The following is a 22503-nucleotide window of genomic DNA, read 5'->3' on the forward strand; positions in this document are numbered from 1 at the left end:
TTCGGCAGCGCTGTCAGGCAGCGCAGTCCGAACAGATCATCATGCCGTTCTTCTCGCTGGCCAGACGGCTGCGGTGGTGGACAAGGAAGCAGCTCGAGCAGGTGAACTCGTCGGCTTGCTTGGGGACCACGCGTACTGACAGCTCTTCGCCGGACAGATCGGCGCCGGGCAATTCGAAGGACTCGGCGGACTCCGACTCGTCGACGTCGACGACCGCCGACTGGGCCTCGTTACGCCGCGCCTTCAACTCTTCGAGCGAATCTTCCGAGACGTCATCGGTCTCGGTGCGCCGTGGGGCGTCGTAATCGGTAGCCATCGTGTCCCCTCCGAATAAACCTTGTGCAGCAGAGCTTTGTACCAGCGTCGAACGCATCCGCCAAACGATTCGTGCCCGTATGAGTACCCGTTGCACTGTGATTTATGTCACAGAAGGCCTCGTACCATGCGCGGAACGCAAGAACAGGGGCTTTAGAGTGCAGGCGTGGTCGCGCAAATCACAGAGGGAACCGCGTTCGACGAACACGGTCGCCCCTTCCGGCGGCGGAACTTTCTGCCCGCCATCCTGTTGTTCGTCGCCCTCTCGGTGGTGACGTTGATGGTGTGGGTCATCGCCCTGAACCGCCCCGCCGACGTGCCGGAGGCCGCCGTGTGCAATCCGCCGCCTGCGCCCAGTGATCCCAACGCCTCCGCTCCGACGCTGGGTGAGCAGGTGTCGCGCGCCGACATGGTCGACGTGAGCCCCGCCCGCCTCGCCGACACAAAGATCAGGGTCCTCAACGCCAGCGGTCAGGGTGGTCAGGCCGCCGAGGTGGCCAGCGCGCTGAAGGACCTCGGCTTCGCCGAACCGACCGCGGCGAACGATCCGATCTACGCGACCGCGCGGCTGGACTGCCAGGGTCAAATCCGGTTCGGCGAAGCCGGACGGGCCGCGGCCGCCGCGGTGTGGCTGGTGGCGCCGTGCACCGAACTTTTTCAGGACGAGCGCGGCGACGACAGCGTCGATCTGGCTCTCGGCACAGAGTTCACGGAGTTGAGCAGCAGCGACGACATCGAGGCGGTGCTGGCGAGCCTGCGCCCCGACGCCACGCAGGCGTCCGACTCGTCGCTGCTGTCGAAGATCCACTCGGGGACCTGCTGAGCCGCGATCGCGCAGCCGCTTTCTACGGTGCGCCCGCGCCGCGCAGTACGTCGTCCAGGGCGGCCGCGACGCCCGGTGCGGCGGCCGTGATGAACCCCGGACCGCCCGTCGCCCCGCTGCCCTGCGGCAACTGCAGCGTCGCCCCGGCCTCGGCGGCGATCAGCGCTCCGGCCGCCCAATCCCACAGGTGGACGCCGTCCTCGTAGTAGGCGTCCAGTTGACCCGCCGCCACCATGCACAGGTCCAGTGCGCACGATCCGATCCGGCGCACGTCGCGCACTTCGGGGAGGACCCGCGTCAACACCGCGGCCTGCCGGGCCCGCTGTTCGCGGTCATACGAAAAACCCGTACCTAACAACGACATTGACAGATCGTCGGCGCCGCTGGTGTGCAGCGATGCGGTGCCGTCGGCGTCGCGCAGAGAGGCGCCGTGGCCGAGCGCAGCCGAGTACACCGCGCCGGCGGGCACATTGGCGACCGCACCGGCCACCGATCTGCCGCCGCGTTGCACGGCCACCGACACCGCATAGGCCTCCAGTCCGTAGACGAAGTTGACCGTGCCGTCGATCGGATCGAGCACCCAGGTGAGGTCGTCCCCGTGTGCGGGGGTTCCGCCCTCCTCTTCGCCGAGCACATGCTCACCGGGCCGCAGCTCTGCCAGCCGGTCGCGGATCAGTCGCTCGGTTTCGGTGTCGACGACGGTAACGGGGTCGGTGGGCGAGCTCTTGGTTCGCAGCCCTGAATCGTCTGTCGACGAGCCGGGGGCGCCGAAAACCTCTGCACGGCGCTGCCGTACGAAGGCGGCCGCTTCGGTGGCCAGCTGCTCGGCGACCGAGCGCAGCAGGACGGGATCGGCGTCGTTGTCGGGCATGCACCCATCGCAGCACGTTTCGGTCGTCGTTGTCGCCGACTGTCTCCGACAGGCCCGCGCAGCCACTTTCGAACCACTAAGGTGTGGGGCGCATGACGTGGCTGCGGCACGCCTGCCCGGAGTAGAGGAGCGCTCATGACCGCGACCAATTCACCACCCGTCACCCAGAGCGTCAACGGGAGCCAGCGGCGCGGATTCGGAATCGACGTCGGTGGCAGCGGCGTCAAGGGCGGAATCGTCGACCTGAACACCGGCCAGTTGATCGGCGAGCGATTCAAGCTGGCGACCCCCCAGCCCGCGACTCCCGAGGCGGTCAGCAAGACGGTCGCGGCCGTGGTCCGGGAATTCGGCTGGACCGAGAAGGTCGGCGTCACCTACCCCGGCGTGGTCACCGAGGGAATCGTGCGCACCGCGGCCAACGTCGACAAGGAATGGATCGGTAGCAACGCCAGCGAGTTCTACAGCAACGCGCTCGACGGACAGCCGGTGACGGTTCTCAACGACGCCGACGCCGCCGGGCTGGCCGAGGAGAAGTTCGGCGCGGGCCGGGACAACACCGGCGTGATCGTGCTGCTGACCTTCGGCACCGGAATCGGTTCGGCCGTGATCCACAACGGCGCGCTGCTGCCCAACACCGAGTTCGGTCATCTCGAGGTCGGCGGCAAGGAAGCCGAGCATCGCGCCGCGTCGTCGGTGAAGGAACGCAAGGGCTGGAACTACGAGCGCTGGACCGTCGAGGTAACGAAGGTGCTGGTAGCGGTCGAAAACGCGATCTGGCCGGACCTGTTCATCGCCGGCGGCGGCATCAGCCGCAAGGCCGATAAATGGATTCCGCTGCTCAAGAACCGGACGCCGGTGGTGGCCGCGGCTCTGCAGAACACGGCGGGCATCGTAGGCGCCGCGATGGCTGCTGAGGTGGACGTCACAGCTACCGCCAAGTAGCCACGCCCGGGATTTGCCGCTGGAGGCGGCGTTCTCGCACACTGTCGTTACAATGGTCGACGGCGGCCGCAGCCTGGATAGCGACGATTATCAACCGCCATTATTCGACAGCCGACGCTCATCGATGGGGCTTACCCTGCCCGTGATGAGGTAGCACAAGGAAAGGGTGTACGTGGCAGCGACAAAGGCAAGCCCGGCAACCGATGAGCCGGTGAAGCGCACCGCTACCAAAACCGCCCCCGCCAAGAAGACCGCGGCGAAGTCGGCTAACGGGACGGCGCCGGCCAAGAAGGCCGCCAAGACCCGCGCCACCAAGGCGCCCGCCAAGACCGCAGCCAAGGCAAGCACGACAGGCAAGGCACCGGCCAAGGCTTCGAAGGCCGCCAAGACCGCCGCACCCCGCGGTCGCGCCAAGAAGGCCACCGCCGCCGAGCCCGACAACACCAAGGTCGACGCCGAGGCCGACGACCTCGAGACCGACGACATCGAGGCCGAGCCCGGCGAGGACCTCGCGGTCGAAGACACCGATATCGACCTGGCGGATCTCGAGGTCGAGGAGGAACCCGCCGAGGAGAGTGCAGAGGCCGCCGAGGGCGATGCGCCCGCCGCGGAAGCCGACGCCGAGCCTGTCGCGGAGGACGACGAGATCGCCGAGCCGTCGGAGAAGGACAAGGCATCCGGCGACTTCGTCTGGGACGAAGAGGAATCCGAGGCGCTCCGGCAGGCCCGTAAGGACGCCGAACTGACCGCATCGGCCGACTCGGTGCGCGCCTACCTCAAGCAGATCGGCAAGGTCGCGCTGCTCAACGCCGAGGAAGAGGTCGAGCTCGCCAAGCGCATCGAGGCCGGGTTGTACGCGACTCAGTTGATGGCCGAACTCGCCGAGAAGGGTGAGAAGCTGCCCGCCGCGCAGCGCCGCGACATGATGTGGATCTGCCGCGACGGCGACCGCGCGAAAAACCATCTGTTGGAAGCGAACCTGCGTCTGGTGGTATCGCTGGCCAAGCGTTACACGGGTCGCGGCATGGCGTTCCTCGACCTCATCCAGGAAGGCAACCTGGGCCTGATCCGCGCCGTCGAGAAGTTCGACTACACCAAGGGCTACAAGTTCTCCACCTATGCCACCTGGTGGATCCGCCAGGCGATCACCCGCGCGATGGCCGACCAGGCCCGCACCATCCGCATCCCCGTGCATATGGTCGAGGTGATCAACAAGCTCGGCCGCATCCAGCGTGAGCTACTCCAGGACCTGGGCCGCGAGCCCACTCCCGAAGAGCTGGCCAAGGAGATGGACATCACGCCGGAGAAGGTGCTGGAGATCCAGCAGTACGCCCGTGAGCCGATCTCGCTGGACCAGACCATCGGCGACGAGGGCGATTCGCAGCTGGGCGATTTCATCGAGGATTCCGAGGCCGTCGTGGCCGTGGACGCGGTGTCGTTCACGCTGCTGCAGGATCAGCTGCAGTCGGTGCTGGAGACGCTGTCCGAGCGTGAAGCCGGCGTGGTGCGGCTGCGGTTCGGGCTCACCGACGGACAGCCGCGCACGCTCGACGAGATCGGTCAGGTGTACGGGGTGACGCGCGAGCGCATCCGCCAGATCGAGTCGAAGACCATGTCAAAGTTGCGCCACCCGAGCCGTTCTCAGGTTCTGCGCGACTACTTGGACTGAGCAACACTTCGGTTCCTGAACTGCAGGTTCACCGCTTCGGCGTCCGATCTGAAATCGGGCTAAGGGCAGGTGTCCCATAGGAACACCTGCCCTCACGCGTTCTAACTGCCGACCTTCATTCGTCAATCACCTCGCGGCAGCCGCAGATGGGGTCCATGTCGGGAAAAGGACCGGCGAAGGGGCTGTGCTCGCCGAGAGCCGGGTGGGATGTGGCGGTTTGGGTCGGCTGCGGCGTGAATCCCGGAGTTATCTGGGCGTGGACCGCGGAATCGCCGGCCGACGTCGGATCAAGCTTGACCCCCGGAATCAGGTGGGCGTGGACAACGGAGTCACCGGCCGGCGTGGGATCAAGCTTGACCCCCGGAATCAGGTGGGCGTGGACCTCGGAGTCATTGGCCGGGGAGGCGGGTGCGGCGTGCTGCTCCGACGATGACGTGCCGGCGTGCTCGGACGACGATGTGCCGGCGTGCTGCTCCGACGGTGATGTGCCGGCGTGCTCGGACGACGATGTGCCGGCGTGTTGCTCGGAGTCGTGGGCAGGTGCAGCGGCCGCGGTGCCAGCCACGCCGAGCGCAGCCAGTCCCAGGGCCCCCGCGATGGTGGCGCCGGCGGCGAGTTTCTTGATCGCGCCGACGGTGGTGATGGAGGCTGCGGTCTTCGTGGACGGGCTATCGGTCATCGGAGTCCCTTTTCTTGGAGCCACAGCGTGTCTGTGGTTGAGAAGAGAATCGGGCGATGTCCTCAACAGACTCTCAATGCGCCCGCTGATGCTTCACGACCCGCGCGAAAAGGGTTCGGCCGTACACCGTGCGGCCCCTACTGTGCGACCGCCTGTACTAGTGCCTACGCCGGTGGCGGTGGCGGTGGCGGTCCGATCCTGTTCAGCGTGAATTCGTTGGCACCGTTACCGGCCTCACCGCACAGGCCAGGGTCGTGAAAGGACCGGATCGCCTTCCCGCTCGCGGCGTCCCACGAGTAGTTCATGACCAGGTCGTGTTGCGAGCCGTCCTCGCACGTGACCGCGTTGCGGTCCAGCACTCCCCTCATGATCCACCAGCCGACCTGCCAATACGCGTTCCCGCTCCATGACGGCGACTTCCGCTCGACGTCGTCGGCGTGGTACTGGGTGACGTACACACACTGGAAGGCATCGCCATCGCAAGGTGTGACCACCCACGTCCTGGTTCCCCACTCATAGACGGCGTCGTACGTGCCGACCGCGTTGGCCGTGATCTGGTCGACGCCGTACGCGGGGGCCGCAAGCCCCACCGCGACCATGCCTGCCGCGAGGACGGACGCCGCCGCGGTCACCCCCCTGCTTCCCATTGGCACTCCTTCGTGTCCGGCTCGCGTCTTAGGCAGTATGCCTCGCAAGGGATCGCCGCTGACTCGATTTACGGTCAACAAAAGCGCCCGCGAGTGTCGGGTTTGTTCAACGCGATCTCGCATTCGAGCGTGCGTCGAACCGACACTCGCCGCGCCGCGATCGCGCCAATTCCCGGGCAGCAAACCAGCTGTAACAACGAACCTGTAGTGTTTCGCGCCGTGCCGAATAAGCCCGCGAAGGTTCCTCCCATGCCTGTGGTCCGCGTCGTCGACCGAGTGCGGGCGGCTCTGCAATCCGTTCATCGCTCGACGGTGCCCGCCAGTGTCGCCATCCTCGAGATGGCGACCGGTGCCTGGACAACGCAGACGATGTACGTCGCCGCGAAACTCGGTGTCGCCGACGAACTCGCGAACGGACCGGCGCGCGCCGCAGACATCGCCGACCGGGTGGGCGCCGACCCCGACGCCCTATACCGGCTGATGCGGGCGCTGACGTCCAAAGGTCTGCTCAACCATCGCCGCGACGACACCTTCAGCCTGACGAAAGTCGGAGAAGCCTTGCGCTCCGATCACCCGGAGTCGATGCGCGACATGGTGCTGTTCATCGGCCACCAGGCCCGCTGGGAGGACTGGGGCAGCCTGCTGCATTCGGTGCAGACCGGCGAACCGTCAGTCATCAAGCTGCGTGGGATGCCGTATTTCGACTACTTGGAAACCGATCCCGAACTGGCCCAGGTGTTCAACAAAGCGATGACCGCGACAAGCGGCATCACCAACGAAATAGCGCTCAGCCAATACGATTTCAGCGCTTTCAAACTGATCGTGGACGTCGGTGGCGGCCACGGCCTGCTGCTGTCGACGATTCTGAACCGAGCGCCGGGCGCCCACGGCATCGTGTACGACCTGCCCTCTGTGGTGACCGACGCCGCAACCACATTCAAGGCCGCCGGAGTGGCGGACCGATGCACGGCAGAAGGCGGTTCGTTTCTGGAGAGGGTGCCCGAAGGCGGTGACGCCTACATGCTGAAGAACATCATCCACGACTGGGACGACGCCACGTCGCTGACGATCCTGCGCAACGTCCGCACCGCGATCGCACCGCACGGCAAACTGCTCCTCCTGGAAATGGTTCTGCCCCAACAGGCGACTGCGTTCATCGGATTCCAACTCGACCTGGAGATGCTCGTCACCGTGGGCGGCAGAGAACGTACCCGCGCCGACTACGCAGAACTCTTGCGCGACGCAGGTTTCCGGCTCGACCGCGTCGTCGACACCGTCACACCGATATCGATCGTGGAAGCAACGCCGATCTAGCGCGGCCGCGAGTCACCGCTTCTTGTCGCGCACCTTGTAGGTCGAGGGCCACGATTCGCGCGTCTCGTCGCCGGTCAACGGAATTCCCTTGCTTCCGATCTTGATGTCGTAGGCCTCCTTGCCGGGGCCCACCTCCCGGTTGGCATGCTCGGTGGCCAGGTAGATCAACTGGTCGATCTCGGCTTCGGCGAATGCGACGAACGACGTCTTGCGGACGATGTCGTCCGCACCGGCGGCGATGCGGTCCGGCAACACCCGCGTCGCGAACGCCGCGCCTGCCAACAACACGGACGGGATCACCCAGTAGCACAGGAACGACAGCGGCGATTCGGTGTCATGGATTGTCGCGTCGCGGTCGACGATCGGCGGGATCACCGACGACAGCGTCATGCCGCCGAACACCGCCACCCAGATCCACGTCAGCGCAGAGGTGACGCGGGCGAACAGGTCGCTCTTGACGACGTGGGGCTGCTGGCCGGCCTCGGCGAACTCCCGAACGAACGGCTTGCCGATCAGCACACCGGTGAGCGCCACGAGCAAGATGCCGGCGTTGCTCAGCGGCAGCATCCACCGTTCCGAAAACGATTCGTCGAGCGCGAATGTGAGTACCGTCAAAATCAAAAACGTTGCTACTGCGCCGATTTCGAGTATCCGGCCGGGACCGCCGCGCATCTGCCCCAGCGTGAATGCGCCAAGCGCGACCGCCAGAGCGATCAGGGCCGCGACGATGAACGGAACATTACCGACGAGCACCCAGTAGACGATCCACGGTGCCAGACCTAACAAAATGCCCACGATTTGTAAGTGTACGTAGACCCCTCCCGCGCGTGGAAGTGATCTAGTTTGAGGCGATGCGAGAGCGGCGCACACGGCCTCCGGATCGGCCTACGAGGGAGCGGTCGGTCAGGGCGCCGGCGGAGCGAACCGGCCCTCGGAGTCCGGCAGATAAGACGTGACGCGGATCACAGCTTTGATTGGCAAAGGGCCGTAGAGATGTGGGAACTCCATTCCCACGGGATCAGCGGGCACACCGGGTTCCCAGCGAACCGGAGAGGACAGTCGTGCGGCGTCGATGTGCAGCAGCACCAGGTCGGTACGACCGGCGTAGAGCCGGTTGGCCGGAAGGTGCACCTGCTCGGGTGTCGACAGATGCACGAAGCCGCTCGCGGTCAACGAAGCGGGACAATGCTCGCCGCGTGCTTGAGCAGACTGCCATTCGTCTTTGCTACACAGGTGGACCAGTACGCTGCGCCGTGGGCTCATATAGCCAGCCTGCCGCGCCGGCAACTCGAGGTAACGGTGAGACACGACACACCGGTAGAGCCTTTGGGAACAACGCCGAAAGCCAAAACGTCTGAGACAGTAGATGCACGCGACAGTACGGAGGTCCGCAATGACGAACGCAACGCTCACCAGTCCCCCACTGACCCGGGCTGACCGCTGCGATCGTTGCGGCGCCGCGGCACGGGTGCGCGCGAAGCTCCCGTCGGGAGCCGAGTTGCTCTTCTGCCAGCACCACGCCAATGAGCACGAGGCCAAGCTGATCGAGTCGGCTGCCGTCCTCGAAGTCAGCCCGGTGGAGGCATAGCGTCCGACACGGCTGAGAGCCGCTCTGGGCAGGATCACACTTCGTCAGTAATGCTGGACTGGTCATGAATGACCAGCCCCGGCCGCTGCCGACGAAGCCGTCGCGCCACCACATCCGCCACATCGTGGGGCGCACCTTGTCCAAGAGCTGGGATGACTCGATTTTCTCGGAGTCCGCGCAGGCCGCCTTCTGGTCGGCGTTGTCGCTTCCCCCGCTGCTGTTGGGGATGCTCGGTAGCCTGGCCTACATCGCTCCGGTGTTCGGACCCGACACGCTTCCGATGATCGAGACCCAGATCGTCGACACGGCTGCGCGGTTCTTCTCCACCAATGTGGTGACCGAGATCATCGAGCCGACGGTCCGCGACATCGTCAAGGGCGCCCGCGGTGAGGTGGTCTCGCTGGGCTTCGTCATCTCGCTGTGGGCCGGATCGTCGGCAATCTCGGCATTCGTCGACTCGATCACCGAGGCGCACGACCAGACGCCGCTACGCCATCCGGTCCGTCAGCGGTTTTACGCGCTCGGCCTCTACGTCGTGATGTTGGTCGGCGCGATCCTCGCGGCCCCGTTCATCGCGTTGGGGCCTCGCAAGATCGCCACGTACATCCCGGACAGCTGGGATCACGTTCTGCGGTTCGGCTACTACCCGGTGCTGATACTGGCGCTGGTCGTGTCCGTCAACGTGCTCTACCGGGTCTCGCTGCCCAAGCCGTTACCGTCGCACCGGTTACTGCTGGGCTCGATCCTGGCCACGACGGTGTTCCTGTTGGCGACGTTCGGTCTGCGCTTCTACCTGACGTGGATCACCGCGACCGGCTACACCTACGGCGCGTTGGCGACGCCGATCGCCTTCTTGTTGTTCGCGTTCTTCCTCGGATTCGCGATCATGATCGGCGCCGAGCTCAACGCCGCGGTCCAGGAGGAGTGGCCGGCGGCCGACACGCACGCCAAGCGGTTCGGTTGGTGGTTGAAGGGAAAAGCCGAGTCACTCAACGGCGTCGCGGCCGAAGAAGCACCGACAGCCGCTCCGGTGTCCCCGGCAGGAGCCGCGGGAGCGACGGCCGAGCGGGCTACTTCTTGAGTTTCTCGTAGATGCGCTTGCACTCCGGGCACACCGGTGACCCGGGCTTGGCCGACTTCGTCACCGGAAACACCTCGCCGCACAGCGCGACGACGTGGGTGCCCATCACCGCGCTCTCGGCGATCTTGTCCTTCTTGACATAGTGGAAGAACTTCGGGGTATCGCTGTCAGTCCCGTCGTCGACGCGTTCGTCGGTGTCGGTGCGCTCGATCGTCTGGGTTTGCATGACAACCATTTTGCCCGTAAGAAAACCGACCCGTACAGCGGAGCCACAATGTGGGACAGTGAAGGTATGAAACAAAGCCCCGAGCTGAGTTTCGACGACGATGGCCGGCCCGTCCTGATCACTCGCGCCGCCCCCGCCTACGAGGAACAGCACCGCCAACGGGTTCGCAAGTACTTGACGCTCATGTCGTTTCGTATACCGGCGCTCGTACTGGCCGCCATTGCCTATGGCATCTGGCACAACGGCCTGATCTCGTTGGCGATTCTCGTCGGCTCGATTCCCTTGCCGTGGATCGCCGTGCTCATCGCCAACGACCGTCCGCCGCGGCGTCCAGAGGAGCCGCGCCGGTTCGACAACCGCCGTCACTCCTCCGAGGTGCCGACCGGCGAACGGCCGGCACTCGAGCAGCGCACCGTCGCGCCACCGCAACCCGAGGGGCGTGGCTCGCATGGCGATGTTCCCAGCTGAGACGCTTCTATCCCTTTTCTAAGGACATTCTCAGGTCGGGTCCGAGAAACCGCTGATCAGAAGGTGTGAACCAGCCAAGGGCTGGGAACTCTTTGGACCTCGTGGGCGTTGTAGCTCATGACAGTTCGACTTGATCAGGAGGCCGTCATGGCAAATGCCAGCACCATCCGCGTCGACCGGGACCTGGACGCCCAGAGTCCAGCGGCTGACCTCGTACGCGTGTATCTCAATGGTATTGGCAAAACTGCCTTGCTCAACGCCGCCGATGAGGTGGAACTCGCAAAGCGCATCGAGGCAGGGCTCTACGCCAAGCACCTGCTCGACACGCGGAAGCGCTTGGGCGAGAACCGCAAACGTGATCTTGCTGCCGTGGTCCGCGACGGTGAGGCCGCGCGTAGGCACCTTCTCGAAGCCAACCTGCGCCTTGTCGTTTCGCTGGCGAAGCGCTACACCGGTCGCGGCATGCCGCTGCTCGACCTGATCCAGGAAGGCAACCTGGGCCTGATCCGGGCGATGGAAAAGTTCGACTACGCCAAGGGATTCAAGTTCTCGACGTACGCCACGTGGTGGATCCGTCAGGCGATCACCCGCGGCATGGCCGACCAGAGCCGCACGATCCGGCTGCCGGTGCACCTCGTCGAGCAGGTCAACAAGCTGGCTCGGATCAAGCGCGAGATGCACCAGAACCTCGGCCGTGAAGCCACCGATGAGGAACTGGCCGCCGAGTCCGGGATCCCGGTGGAGAAGATCACCGATCTGCTCGAGCACAGCCGCGACCCGGTGAGCCTCGATATGCCGGTGGGCAGCGACGAGGAAGCGCCGCTGGGCGACTTCATCGAGGACGCTGAGGCAATGTCGGCTGAGAACGCGGTGATCTCCGAACTGCTGCACACCGACATCCGGCACGTGCTGGCCACGCTCGACGAGCGCGAGCAGCAGGTGATCCGGCTGCGGTTCGGCCTCGACGACGGTCAGCCCCGCACCCTCGACCAGATCGGCAAGCTGTTCGGGCTCTCCCGCGAGCGGGTGCGCCAGATCGAGCGCGAGGTCATGGCCAAGCTCCGCAACGGCGAACGTGCGGACCGCCTCCGCTCGTACGCAAGTTAGACCCCCCGACACGATCCCCGCCGCTTCGACCGGCGGGGACGTGTCGTATCAGCATGTGCCGGTGTCGCAGACGTAACAACGCAGTTCAGGCCCTTTAGCCGGTAGACTCGACCTCTGACGGAGGGTTAGCGCAATGAATGATCTGGTCGACACCACGGAGATGTACCTGCGGACGATCTACGACCTCGAGGAAGAGGGCGTGGTGCCCCTGCGTGCACGCATCGCAGAACGTCTCGATCAGAGCGGTCCCACCGTCAGCCAGACGGTGTCGCGGATGGAGCGCGACGGCCTGCTGCACGTTGCAGGCGATCGCCACCTCGAGCTGACCGACAAGGGCCGCGCCCTCGCGGTGGCCGTCATGCGCAAACACCGCCTCGCCGAGAGGCTGCTCGTCGATGTCATCGGCCTGCCCTGGGAGGAAGTGCACGCCGAGGCCTGCCGCTGGGAACATGTGATGAGCGAGGACGTCGAGCGCCGACTCGTCCAGGTCCTCGACAACCCGACCACCTCGCCGTTCGGAAACCCCATCCCCGGGCTTTCGGAGCTGGGCTTGATCAGCACGTCGTCGGAACGCGACCGGTTGAACCTCGTTCGGCTGACCGAGTTGCCCGCCGGAATGCCCGTCGCGGTCGTGGTGCGGCAGCTGACCGAGCATGTACAGGGTGACGCCGACCTGATCAGCAGGCTCAAGGATGCCGGTGTGGTGCCCAACGCCCGCGTGACCGTGCAGAGCAACGACCACGGCGGGGTGTTGATCGTGATCCCCGGCCACGAACAGGTCGAGCTGCCCCACCACATGGCGCACGCCGTCAAGGTCGAAAAGGTCTGACCTCCCGAGCGACAGCGTCGGCCGGCGGTCAACCGGCCCGTCTTCCGAATGCCTGCCTGGGCGGTAACCGGACTCCCAACTGGTCGGCCAAGCGGTAGCCGGTCGCGGCGAGTTCGCGGATCTGCTCCGGGCGCAGACCGGACTGCAGCGCGGTGTCGAGCATGCGGGCCATCCGGTGGGCGCCGTCGCAGCGCAACGCCGCCTCCAACGACACCCCCGCCAGCGGACCGTCACCGCGGGCGTAGGCCGAGAACGCCAACAACACCAGCGCCTCGGCCCGCCACGGCTCCGGAAGCCGCCGCGACAACTCCGCCCACAGCGACTCGGCGTGGGCCGCGCGCTCACCAACTGCGAGCGCGTACAACGTGTCACGCACCTGCAGATCGGTCAGGGCAGCCGCGATCCGGGTCGCCACCTCGTCGGGCAGGTCGTCACCCTCGGACACCCGCGCGGCCGCCGCGATCACCGCCTCGATCTCCCCGCACGCATCGGCGTCCGATCGAGCTGCCTGCGCGTCCTCGATCGGACCGGCCAACGCTCGGGCGCGAGCGGGATCGGTGACCGCGATGACGTCCTGGAGTTCGGTGCGCCGGGCGTAGAGGCGGCGCCCGTCCAGCACGGCGGCCATCGCGAGCGGCGACGCCGACGGGTCGTCCACGGTGCCCGCTGCGCCGCAGCCGTCGGCGCAGTGCCACCGCCCGCCGGCCGCGATCCGGTCGACGACATGCGCGGCGAGCAGTTCGATCCCCCGGCCGGCCAGGGCGGACGCCAGAGCGGCGGCCAGCTCGCGGTATTCGTCGTTGCACAGCCGACAGCCCGCACCGTCCTCGTCGACCACGACAGCGATCGCCGAGTCAGGTCGCGCCGCCGCGGCAACCTCGGCGATGTCCTCGACCGAATCGGTCAGCTCCTCGGAGAGGTCCACCCGCATGACGCATCCCATCGCGCCGCGGTCCACCGTCACGAGCACGAGGGATTTCTCGGGGACGAAGCCCAGAACGGCGGGCAGGGCGGCGATCAGCACCGCGGGGCGGTCGAGGTGAAAGTCGGGTGAAGGTGAGGTCGTCATGGGGTGACCTTCCCCGCCGCCTCGGACGGCAGCCGCCCGTCGACGTTGGTGGCCCGCGCCGCTGTGGATCAATCCGGGGTTGGGGATGAATTCAGTTTCGGTTGAGGCAGTCGGCGTGCAGAACCCGCCCAACCGGCGTACACCTTGTTGCCATGGCTTCCATGCTCGAGTACGACCTCGTGGTCATAGGTTCCGGACCTGGCGGGCAGAAGGCGGCGATCGCCGCCGCGAAGCTCGGGAAGACGGTCGCGGTCGTCGAGCGGGGACGCATGCTCGGCGGGGTGTGCGTGAACACCGGAACAATCCCCTCCAAGACGCTGCGCGAAGCGGTCGTCTACCTCACCGGCATGAGCCAGCGCGAGCTGTACGGCGCCAGCTACCGGGTGAAGGAGAAGATCACGCCCGCCGATCTGCTGGCACGAACGAGCCACGTAATCGGCAAGGAACAAGACGTCGTGCGCTCCCAGTTGATGCGCAACCGCATCGACCTCATCCAGGGCCACGGCAGATTCATCGACGCCCACACCGTCCTGGTAGAGGAACCCACCCGGGGTGAGCGCACCACCGTCAGCGGCGAGTACATCGTGATCGCCACCGGCACCAAACCGGCCCGTCCTGCCGGTATCGAGTTCGACGAGAACCGCGTGCTGGACTCCGACGGGATCCTCGACCTCAAGTCGCTGCCCTCGACGATGGTCGTGGTCGGCGCCGGGGTGATCGGCATCGAATACGCGTCGATGTTCGCCGCGCTGGGCACCAAGGTCACCGTCGTCGAGAAGCGCGACAGCATGCTCGATTTCTGCGACCCCGAGATCGTCGAGGCGCTGAAGTTCCACCTGCGCGACCTCGCGGTGACGTTCCGGTTCGGCGAGGAGGTGACGGCAGTGGACGTCGGATCGGCGGGCACCGTGACCACGCTGGCCAGCGGTAAGCAGATCCCCGCCGAGACCGTGATGTACTCCGCGGGTCGGCAGGGCCAGACCGAGCATCTCGACCTCGACAACGCCGGACTGCAGACCGACGCGCGCGGCCGCATCGACGTCGACAGCAACTTCCAAACCAAGGTCGACCACATCTACGCGGTCGGCGATGTGATCGGCTTCCCGGCGCTGGCCGCGACGTCGATGGACCAGGGCAGGCTGGCGGCCTACCACGCGTTCGGCGAGCCGGCGAAGGGCATGACCGACCTGCAGCCGATCGGCATCTACTCGATCCCGGAGGTGTCCTACGTCGGCGCGACCGAGGTCGAGCTGACGCGCAGCGCGATCCCCTACGAAGTGGGGGTATCGCGCTACCGCGAGCTGGCCAGGGGTCAGATCGCCGGCGATTCCTACGGCATGCTCAAACTGCTGGTCGCGACGGACGATCTGCGCCTGCTCGGCGTGCACATCTTCGGCACCAGCGCCACCGAGATGGTGCACATCGGCCAGGCCGTGATGGGCTGCGGAGGAACCATCGACTACCTTGTCGACGCCGTGTTCAACTACCCCACCTTTTCGGAGGCGTACAAGGTCGCGGCCCTGGATGTGATGAACAAGCTGCGCGCGCTCAACCAGTTCCGCGCCTAGCCCGGCCGGGTCGCACCCGCAAACGTTTTCACGGCTTCGCGCATGGGATGCCCGCCAGCGGGAACGCAACGTGCGCGAGACTAGTTGTCACTGTACGAAGACGTTAACGGTCTGGCACCACCGCAAGGAGGCGAGGCTCATGGCTGACGACGCTGGTCACCCCGAACAGCACTACCAGCCGGAACACTCAGGCATGTACGAGTTGGAGTTCCCCGCGCCCCAGCTGTCGTCCACGGACGGCCGGGGGCCGGTGCTCATCCACGCCCTCGAAGGTTTCTCCGACGCCGGGCACGCGATCCGGTTGGCCGCCCAGCACCTGAAGGACACACTCGACACCGAGTTGGTGGCGTCGTTCGCGATCGACGAGCTGCTGGACTACCGGTCCCGCCGCCCGTTGATGACGTTCAAGACCGACCATTTCACTCACTACGAGGATCCAGAACTCAACCTGTACGCGATGCGCGACAGCGTCGGCACCCCGTTCCTTCTTCTGGCCGGCCTGGAGCCGGATCTGCGCTGGGAGCGGTTCATCACCGCGGTCCGGCTTCTGGCCGAACGGCTCGACGTCCGCCGCGTGGTGGGGCTGGGCACCATCCCCATGGCGGTGCCGCACACCCGGCCCATCACGATGACTGCGCATTCGAGCGACAAGGAACTCATCGCCGACCACCAGCCGTGGATCGGCGAGGTTCAGGTTCCGGCGAGTGCGTCGAACCTGCTGGAGTTCCGGATGTCGCAGCACGGGCACGAGGTGGTCGGCTACACCGTCCACGTCCCGCACTATCTGGCGCAGACGGACTATCCCGCGGCGGCCGAGGCGCTACTGGCCGAGGTCTCCAGAAACGCGTCTCTCCAGATCCCGCTCGAGGCGTTGGTCACGGCCGGCGCGGAGGTCCTGACCAAGGTCAACGAGCAGGTCGAGCAGAGCCCCGAGGTGGCGCAGGTGGTCGCCGCTTTGGAACGCCAGTACGACGCCTACATGGCGGCCCAGGAGAACCGGTCCCTGCTCGCCAAAGACGAGGACCTGCCCAGCGGTGAGGAACTCGGCGCCGAGTTCGAGCGGTTCCTGGCCCAGCAGGCCGAGAAGAAGTCGAAGGACCGATTCGAAGACGGCGACGACGCCGGATAACGGGGGTGGCCCGGTCAATGGGCGACTCGAGGGGCGCAGTGCGCGGCGGCCCGCTAAGTTGACGCAATGCCGCCGCGAAAGCCGAATCTTCGCCCCGTACGGGATCTCACCCCCGTGCTGCAGTTCCGCACCATCCACGGTTACCGGCGCGCGTACCGGGTGGCCGGTTCGGGGCCCGCGATACTGCTGATCCACGGAATCGGCGACAACTCCACCACGTGGGAGACGGTTCAGTCGAAGCTCGCGCAGCGATTCACTGTCATCGGACCGGACCTGTTGGGCCACGGCAAGTCCGACAAACCGCGTGCCGACTACTCCGTCGCCGCTTATGCCAATGGGATGCGAGACCTGCTCAGCATCCTCGACATCGACCACGTCACGGTGATCGGTCATTCGCTGGGCGGTGGCGTGGCCATGCAGTTCGCGTACCAGTTCCCGCAGATGGTCGACCGGCTCATCCTGGTCGGCGCCGGTGGGGTCACCAAAGATGTCAACATCGCGTTGCGCTTCGCCTCCCTGCCGATGGGCAGTGAGGCGCTGGCGCTGCTGCGGTTGCCGTTCGTGCTGCCTGCCGTGCAGGCCGTGGGCCGCATCGCTGGCGGGGTCTTCGGCTCGACCGGCCTCGGTCGCGACCTGCCACAGGTGTTGCGCATCCTCAACGACCTGCCCGAACCGACCGCGTCGTCGGCGTTCGCCCGCACGCTGCGCGCTGTCGTCGATTGGCGCGGTCAGGTGGTGACCATGCTGGACCGCTGCTATTTGACGCAGTCGGTTCCCGTTCAGCTGATATGGGGTAGCTGCGACGCCGTGATCCCGGTCAGCCACGCCCGGATGGCGCACGCCGCGATGCCGGGATCGCAGTTGGAAATCTTCGACGGCTCCGGCCATTTCCCGTTCCACGACGACCCGGACCGTTTCGTCGAGGTGGTGGAGAAGTTCATCGACAGCTCCGAACCGGCGGTCTACGACCAGGAATACCTGCGCGGGCTGCTGCGGGCGGGGATCACCGAAGGCGCGATCTCCGGATCGGCCCACACTCGGATCGCGGTGCTCGACGCGATGGAGACCGACGAACGCAGCGCGACCTGAGCGTCCTGCGCGCAGCGACCCGGCCAACGGCACTCGAATACGAAGTAGCATCGGGCCCATGGCCATCGACGTGACGGTGTTGCGAGTCTTCGCCGACCCTGACGGCAATCACGGAAACCCACTCGGTGTCGTCGACGCCGGCACCGTGGACCCCGACGATCGCCAGCGGATAGCCGCCCAATTGGGTTACAGCGAAACTATTTTCGTCGACCTGCCCGCCCCGGGTACGAGCACGGCATACGCGCGTATCCATACTCCGGTCGTCGAACTCCCGTTCGCCGGACACCCCACTGTCGGCGCGGCGTGGTGGCTCCGCGAGCAGGGCACTCCGGTCCACACGTTGCGGGTCCCGGCCGGCCTCGTCCAAGTTGCCCATGATGACGGCCTGACCTCCGTTCAGGCCCGTGCGGAGTGGGCACCCGAGTTCGCCGTCCACGACATCGGCTCCGTCGACGAGCTCCTGGCGCTTGACCCGTCGGATTATCCCGACGACATCAATCACTACCTGTGGACGTGGATCGACCGGGACAAGGGTGAGTTGCGGTCACGGATGTTCGCGACCGATCTTGGTGTGCCCGAAGACGAGGCCACCGGCGCCGCGGCCGTTCGGATCACCGACTACCTCAGTCGTGACCTGACGATCGTGCAGGGTAAGGGCTCGCACATCTACACGACGTGGAGTGCCGAGGGCTGGGTCCGCGTCGCCGGCCGCGTCGTCAACGACGGCATCAAGCAGATCGACTGATTGGACCTACGACAGCCGGTCAGCTGGCGGTCGGTTGCGGCGAATTCCGATGCGCTCGCAGCGCCTCGATTTCGCGTTCGAAATCCTCGGCCGAGGTGAAGCCGCGATACACCGAGGCGAAGCGCAGGTAGGCCACCTCATCGAGATCGCGAAGCGGCCCAAGGATGGCGAGTCCCACTTCGTGGCTGGGGATCTCGGGCGATCCCGCGGCACGCACGGTGTCCTCGACCTGCTGTGCCAGCAGGTTCAGTGCATCCTCGTCGACCTGACTGCCTTGGCACGCCCGGCGCACTCCCTTGATGACCTTTTCGCGGCTGAACGGCTCAGTGACACCGCTGCGCTTGACGACGGCCAGGATGGCGGTCTCGACCGTGGTGAACCGGCGTCCGCACTCCGGGCACGAACGCCGCCGCCGGATGGCCTGGCCCTCGTCGGTTTCCCGCGAGTCCACCACGCGCGAATCAGGGTGACGGCAGAACGGACAGTGCATCACCGCTCCTTCGCCGCGCCAACAGAGGACCAACTCGAACCTCTCCGAGCGTACCCGCGGCGGGTTGCGAAAGCCCAGCACCGGGCTGAACGGCACATAGTCGGCCGATCTGTCGGTGAACATGTCTGCGCAGCAAGCTGTTTGGCCGGCCGGTGACCGTCAGCCGACCGGCGCGATCAGTGTCTGGCCGGCGTCCAGTGCGGGCGAGTCGAGCTGGTTGAGCTCGCTGATCCGCTCCATCACCTGGCTCACGGGCGCGTCGGGGGCCACGCGCATGGCGACGTGCTGCAGGCTCTCGCCGGTCTGGACCTGCACCACTGCGAGGCGCTCCGGCACCGCGGTCGAGGTGGTGCCCACGACGCCGCCGAACTGCGCGACCAGGCCGAGCCACATCGTGATGCCCGCCGCGACCAAGGACAGGAGCACCGTGGTGGCGGGGGTGATCGGTCGCCGTCGGTGCGATGCACGCGACATCAGCACGCCGGTTCCCCGGTAGCGGACCGCCGCTGTGTTCGGTCGGGTGGCCGCGGGGTGCCGACGACGGGCGCCTGCGGGCCGGATACCGGTCCTGACCACGCGCGGGGCCTGGAATTCGTGGGTGTCGAGAACGGTCATCTGCCTGCCTTCCGATCCGCTGTTTTCGCTCTTGTGTTCGAAGATAGTCGATCACATGTTCGAAAGATAGAACGTGTGATCGAACTGTTGTGAAACGATAGGACAGGCCACCGACAGAAAAACGATGCGCGATTCTCGCGACTTCCGGACGCAGCCCGACTCCGACACGCCCTCGAACACATGTTTGATTAATCGAGTGCCGCGGGTTACATTCGGCGGCATGGACTCCAGCAGCGATAAACCGGACGGCACAGGCGGGGCCAGATCTGTGGACTCTGGACTCACCGAGCGTCAGCGCACCATCCTCGACGTCATCCGCGCTTCGGTCACCAACCGTGGCTACCCGCCCAGCATCAGGGAGATCGGCGATGCGGTCGGTTTGACCTCCACGTCCTCGGTCGCGCATCAACTGCGCACGCTGGAGCGCAAGGGCTACCTGCGGCGCGACCCCAACCGGCCGCGCGCCGTCGACGTGCGCGGCGCCGACGACCACGTGACTCCGATCGTCGCCACCGACGTCGCCGGCTCCGATGCCCTACCGGAGCCGACGTTCGTGCCCGTGCTCGGGCGCATCGCCGCGGGCGGGCCGATCCTGGCCGAGGAGGCTGTCGAAGACGTCTTCCCGCTGCCGCGCGAACTGGTCGGCGAGGGCTCGCTCTTCCTGCTCAAGGTCGTCGGCGACTCGATGGTCGATGCCGCGATCTGCGACGGCGACTGGGTGGTGGTACGTCAGCAGAACGTCGCCGACAACGGGGACATCGTGGCCGCGATGATCGACGGCGAAGCCACGGTGAAAACGTTCAAACGTACGCGCGGGCAGGTGTGGTTGATGCCGCACAACCCGGCCTTCGATCCGATTCCAGGTAACGATGCCGCGGTGCTCGGCAAGGTCGTCACCGTCATACGGAAGATCTAGTCGGCTCGGACGAAACCGTTCGTGCGCGCGAATTCCTCGCTGGAGAACCAGATTTCGGCTTGTACCTCGTCGTAATCGGCTGAGGTGGGAAGCCAATAGAGCCCCGACTGGGTGTCGGCCTTGATCGGGTAACCCTCGGGCGGCTGCCCGGAGTCACCGAACGGAAGGCGAAACGCCGGGCTGGGTACTTCCGGCTCGTCGATGACGATCCTGGCGTGACGGCCCGTGTCGGTCAGCGGATCCCGTCGCAGAGGTTCGTGTTCCACCGGCAAGGCGGGTATATCGCGTTCCTCGAATCCCACGTCGGGCTCCTCGAATCGCTCGTCAGACGCCGCGTACAGATCGTCGTCACGCTCTTCGGGTAGCGCGTCGCGCTCGTCGGGTAGCGCGTCGCGGTCCTCGGGCGCACCGTCCTGCTCGCCGGCGGTCTCACCCGCGCCGGCGGCCAGGCGCCCCGCGGCGATGCCAGCCTCTCCGGAACTCGGTATCCGTGTCGGCGCGGTGTCGACGTTATCCGGGTTCTCCTCACCCGCGGAGAATGCCGACGTGTCCGAGGCATCACCCAAGTCCGGCGACGGCGCCTCCCAGGGATTGGCCGATGACGCCGAGCCCGACTCCCCCGACGCAGACAACGCGCCCAAACCCTCAGTGGCATACCGATCGCCGAACATCGCCGCGGACGGATCCCCGCCGCTCGACCCGGCTGCCCCCGAACCCAGTGTGCTGTAGGCCTGTTCGGCCTCCGCGCCGTACGAGTCGTCGTAGTGGTCCTCGACGGGACCGGGTCGATCGACGTCGCTACGACGCCGGTTGCGCAGGCTCGCAAACGCCACCAGGCCCACAAGGATGAGCACCGGCACGATCGCCAGCAGCCACCACCAGCTGAAGGCGAACCAGTTCCCGTCACCACCGGAGTCCGAAGCGCGCGGCGTGCCGGGCGTATCGGAGCCCTGCTCGGCGGGGACCTCCAGGCCGGCCAACTCGGTCGCGAGGTTGGGCGGCTCGGTGCTGAACTCACCGGTTGACCGATTCCAGTTGACCACGCCGCCGGTGAACCGCTGCGTGATGACGTCACCCTTCTCGGACTGGTCGGCCATCGGTGCGCCGAGCGTCCCCTCGGCGCCGTCGAGCTTGTCCCACGCCGCACTCATCGCGCCGCGCACCAGCACAGCGCCGTGGTCCGGCGTCCAGAAGATCACCGGTTTGTCGTCGGCGGCGAAGCGCGCCGTCCGGCTCGCGGTGGCCAGCCCGCCGTCGGCCTCACTGGCGATCGGGAATCCGAGATCCCCCTCGGGCCCGCCCAGGCTTTCGTACTTGGCCAGGACCTGACCGGTGACGACTCGCGCACCTGTCGCGGGACTGTAGAAGATCTTGCCGCCGGCGAAGTTCTGCCCCAGCCCGTCATCGCCTATCGGGTACGGCGGTCCCTCCGCGGCGCCGAGAGGACCCAGCGGGCCTCCCGCCGCGCGGCGTGCCGCGTTGATCGCCGACGTCGCGTCGCCGGGGATCTGCAGGTCCGCCAATTGCGCGGCGAGGTCGGGCGGCACGGTGGTGAACGTCTTGTCGCGGGTGTTGTAGGTGATCTCGCCGCCGGTGAACTTCTGGGTGATCAGATCGCCGCGGTAGGTCTCGTCGTCGGCGGGCACACCGAGCCGTCCGGTGGAGCCGCCCAACTTGTCCCATGCCGCGTTGATCGGTCCCCGGACCACACGCGCGCCGGTGTCCTGGGTCCAGAAGATCACCGGGTTGTCGCTGGCGCTGAACGTGACGTTGAAGCTGCCGGGCGCCCGCCCTGGCCCGTCGTCCATGGTCGGGAATCCCAGGTCGCTGTCGGCGGGGCCGCCGAGCGATTCGTACTTCTCCAGGATCGCGCCGCGCATGATGTGAGCGCCGGTATCGGGTGTGAAGAAGATCTTGCCGCCTGCGAAGTTCTGCGCGAAGCCGTCGCCCACCGGGTACACGTCGCCCTGCCTGGGTCCCAATGGGCCGCCGTCACCGCCGCTGCCGTCCCAGGCCGCGGCGATCGCGGCGTTGGCGGCATCGGATTCCGGTGAGGCGCTCGCCACCGGCGGTAACAGTAGGGCCACGGCGCCCACGAGCAGACCGATCGCCATCCGGCCCAACACCGTGGTGCCCCGGCTGTTCTGCCCGATCATTCGACCTCCCGGGTCGGTACGAAATTTCGCTCGGATTTTTCGCACCCGTCCTCTATCTGTCGTCAGACACCAATAACCAACGAACACGCCGATCTTCGGATGAAAATACCTGCCGATACTCCATTCGCTGTGGATAACCCCGCCGTGCCGCCTCGATTAATCGCGAC

Annotated in this window: 25 protein-coding genes; 14 read left to right on the plus strand and 11 right to left on the minus strand. The window is 66.4% G+C overall.

The features are described from left to right. Positions 1-13: 13 nt before the first annotated feature. Positions 14-316 carry a DUF4193 domain-containing protein gene (locus A5759_RS11400; protein ID WP_064350907.1) on the minus strand — a complete coding sequence of 101 codons (303 nt, stop codon included), beginning with the start codon at positions 314-316 and terminating at the stop codon, positions 14-16. 165 nt (positions 317-481) lie between these two features. On the opposite strand from A5759_RS11400, the gene cei reads away from it, so the two are divergent. After that, positions 482-1138 carry an envelope integrity protein Cei gene (gene cei / locus A5759_RS11405; protein WP_068197490.1) on the plus strand — a complete coding sequence of 219 codons (657 nt, stop codon included), beginning with the start codon at positions 482-484 and terminating at the stop codon, positions 1136-1138. Between the two features lie 22 nt (positions 1139-1160). Here the strand turns inward: cei and A5759_RS11410 are convergent, their stop codons facing one another. After that, entirely contained in the window at positions 1161-2009 is an 849-nt protein-coding gene (locus tag A5759_RS11410) for an inositol monophosphatase family protein (protein ID WP_068197493.1), read from the minus strand. A 135-nt stretch (positions 2010-2144) separates the two neighbouring features. Between A5759_RS11410 and ppgK the strand changes: the two genes are divergently transcribed. Further along, positions 2145-2951: a polyphosphate--glucose phosphotransferase gene (gene ppgK / locus A5759_RS11415; protein ID WP_066841420.1), complete on the plus strand. Its 807-nt coding sequence runs from the start codon at positions 2145-2147 to the stop codon at positions 2949-2951. A 172-nt stretch (positions 2952-3123) separates the two neighbouring features. Next, a complete protein-coding gene (locus A5759_RS11420; RefSeq protein ID WP_068198270.1) occupies positions 3124-4620 on the plus strand; it encodes an RNA polymerase sigma factor in 1497 nt (498 codons plus the stop codon). Between the two features lie 115 nt (positions 4621-4735). On the opposite strand, the gene A5759_RS11425 is transcribed toward A5759_RS11420, so the two are convergent. Continuing rightward, a complete protein-coding gene (locus A5759_RS11425) occupies positions 4736-5299 on the minus strand; it encodes a hypothetical protein (protein ID WP_068197495.1) in 564 nt (187 codons plus the stop codon). 164 nt (positions 5300-5463) lie between these two features. Then, positions 5464-5946, minus strand: coding sequence for a hypothetical protein (locus A5759_RS11430; RefSeq protein ID WP_156616891.1), 483 nt, complete (start codon positions 5944-5946; stop codon positions 5464-5466). 249 nt (positions 5947-6195) lie between these two features. Between A5759_RS11430 and A5759_RS11435 the strand changes: the two genes are divergently transcribed. Next, positions 6196-7260 (plus strand): methyltransferase, encoded by a 1065-nt coding sequence (locus tag A5759_RS11435; RefSeq protein WP_082962107.1) that lies wholly within the window; start codon positions 6196-6198, stop codon positions 7258-7260. Positions 7261-7272: 12 nt separating this feature from the next. On the opposite strand, the gene A5759_RS11440 is transcribed toward A5759_RS11435, so the two are convergent. Then, a complete protein-coding gene (locus tag A5759_RS11440) occupies positions 7273-8055 on the minus strand; it encodes a hypothetical protein (protein WP_068197501.1) in 783 nt (260 codons plus the stop codon). Positions 8056-8163: 108 nt separating this feature from the next. After that, positions 8164-8523 (minus strand): DUF952 domain-containing protein, encoded by a 360-nt coding sequence (locus tag A5759_RS11445; protein ID WP_068197504.1) that lies wholly within the window; start codon positions 8521-8523, stop codon positions 8164-8166. A gap of 130 nt (positions 8524-8653) precedes the next feature. Here A5759_RS11445 and A5759_RS11450 point away from each other — a divergent pair, with 130 nt between their 5' ends. Then, a complete protein-coding gene (locus A5759_RS11450; RefSeq protein WP_066841426.1) occupies positions 8654-8848 on the plus strand; it encodes a hypothetical protein in 195 nt (64 codons plus the stop codon). Positions 8849-8912: 64 nt separating this feature from the next. After that, positions 8913-9929, plus strand: coding sequence for a YihY/virulence factor BrkB family protein (locus A5759_RS11455; protein ID WP_068197507.1), 1017 nt, complete (start codon positions 8913-8915; stop codon positions 9927-9929). On the opposite strand, the gene A5759_RS11460 is transcribed toward A5759_RS11455, so the two are convergent. Continuing rightward, positions 9919-10155 (minus strand): DUF3039 domain-containing protein, encoded by a 237-nt coding sequence (locus A5759_RS11460; protein ID WP_064350987.1) that lies wholly within the window; start codon positions 10153-10155, stop codon positions 9919-9921. The two genes, A5759_RS11455 and A5759_RS11460, sit on opposite strands and share 11 nt — an antisense overlap. Before the next feature lie 66 nt (positions 10156-10221). On the opposite strand from A5759_RS11460, the gene A5759_RS11465 reads away from it, so the two are divergent. The 3 genes from A5759_RS11465 to A5759_RS11475 all read left to right on the plus strand — a co-directional run bounded on the left by A5759_RS11465 (position 10222) and on the right by A5759_RS11475 (position 12559). Beyond that, entirely contained in the window at positions 10222-10623 is a 402-nt protein-coding gene (locus tag A5759_RS11465) for a DUF3099 domain-containing protein (protein WP_156616892.1), read from the plus strand. 147 nt (positions 10624-10770) lie between these two features. Then, positions 10771-11730 carry a sigma-70 family RNA polymerase sigma factor SigB gene (sigB, locus tag A5759_RS11470; RefSeq protein WP_064426032.1) on the plus strand — a complete coding sequence of 320 codons (960 nt, stop codon included), beginning with the start codon at positions 10771-10773 and terminating at the stop codon, positions 11728-11730. Positions 11731-11863: 133 nt separating this feature from the next. Then, entirely contained in the window at positions 11864-12559 is a 696-nt protein-coding gene (locus A5759_RS11475; protein WP_064417002.1) for a metal-dependent transcriptional regulator, read from the plus strand. A gap of 28 nt (positions 12560-12587) precedes the next feature. Here A5759_RS11475 and A5759_RS11480 read toward each other — a convergent pair whose 3' ends face one another. After that, the gene (locus tag A5759_RS11480; RefSeq protein ID WP_068197512.1) at positions 12588-13628 is read right to left on the minus strand and encodes a DUF4192 domain-containing protein; all 1041 of its coding nucleotides are present in this window, start codon (positions 13626-13628) and stop codon (positions 12588-12590) included. 161 nt (positions 13629-13789) lie between these two features. Here A5759_RS11480 and sthA point away from each other — a divergent pair, with 161 nt between their 5' ends. From sthA to A5759_RS11500, 4 genes are all read left to right on the plus strand, one after another. After that, on the plus strand, positions 13790-15196 hold the full coding sequence (sthA, locus tag A5759_RS11485; RefSeq protein WP_094292281.1) for a Si-specific NAD(P)(+) transhydrogenase: 1407 nt from the start codon (positions 13790-13792) through the stop codon (positions 15194-15196). Between the two features lie 139 nt (positions 15197-15335). Beyond that, complete coding sequence (locus A5759_RS11490; RefSeq protein WP_068197516.1) at positions 15336-16325, plus strand: proteasome assembly chaperone family protein; 990 nt, start codon at positions 15336-15338, stop codon at positions 16323-16325. 66 nt (positions 16326-16391) lie between these two features. After that, on the plus strand, positions 16392-17414 hold the full coding sequence (locus tag A5759_RS11495) for an alpha/beta fold hydrolase (RefSeq protein WP_068197519.1): 1023 nt from the start codon (positions 16392-16394) through the stop codon (positions 17412-17414). Positions 17415-17472: 58 nt separating this feature from the next. After that, on the plus strand, positions 17473-18159 hold the full coding sequence (locus tag A5759_RS11500) for a PhzF family phenazine biosynthesis protein (RefSeq protein ID WP_068197523.1): 687 nt from the start codon (positions 17473-17475) through the stop codon (positions 18157-18159). Between the two features lie 19 nt (positions 18160-18178). Here A5759_RS11500 and nrdR read toward each other — a convergent pair whose 3' ends face one another. Both nrdR and A5759_RS11510 read right to left on the minus strand, forming a co-directional pair. Beyond that, positions 18179-18649: a transcriptional regulator NrdR gene (gene nrdR, locus A5759_RS11505; protein WP_064350988.1), complete on the minus strand. Its 471-nt coding sequence runs from the start codon at positions 18647-18649 to the stop codon at positions 18179-18181. A 159-nt stretch (positions 18650-18808) separates the two neighbouring features. Then, positions 18809-19264: a LysM peptidoglycan-binding domain-containing protein gene (locus A5759_RS11510; RefSeq protein WP_068197527.1), complete on the minus strand. Its 456-nt coding sequence runs from the start codon at positions 19262-19264 to the stop codon at positions 18809-18811. A gap of 220 nt (positions 19265-19484) precedes the next feature. On the opposite strand from A5759_RS11510, the gene lexA reads away from it, so the two are divergent. Further along, the gene (gene lexA, locus A5759_RS11515) at positions 19485-20180 is read left to right on the plus strand and encodes a transcriptional repressor LexA (RefSeq protein WP_068197530.1); all 696 of its coding nucleotides are present in this window, start codon (positions 19485-19487) and stop codon (positions 20178-20180) included. Here the strand turns inward: lexA and A5759_RS11520 are convergent. Continuing rightward, positions 20177-22336 (minus strand): LGFP repeat-containing protein, encoded by a 2160-nt coding sequence (locus tag A5759_RS11520; protein ID WP_068197532.1) that lies wholly within the window; start codon positions 22334-22336, stop codon positions 20177-20179. The two genes, lexA and A5759_RS11520, sit on opposite strands and share 4 nt — an antisense overlap. Positions 22337-22503 lie beyond the last annotated feature (167 nt).

Origin of the sequence: Mycobacterium sp. 852014-52144_SCH5372336 (assembly GCF_001665615.1) — a bacterium.
GTDB lineage: Bacteria > Actinomycetota > Actinomycetes > Mycobacteriales > Mycobacteriaceae > Mycobacterium > Mycobacterium neumannii_A.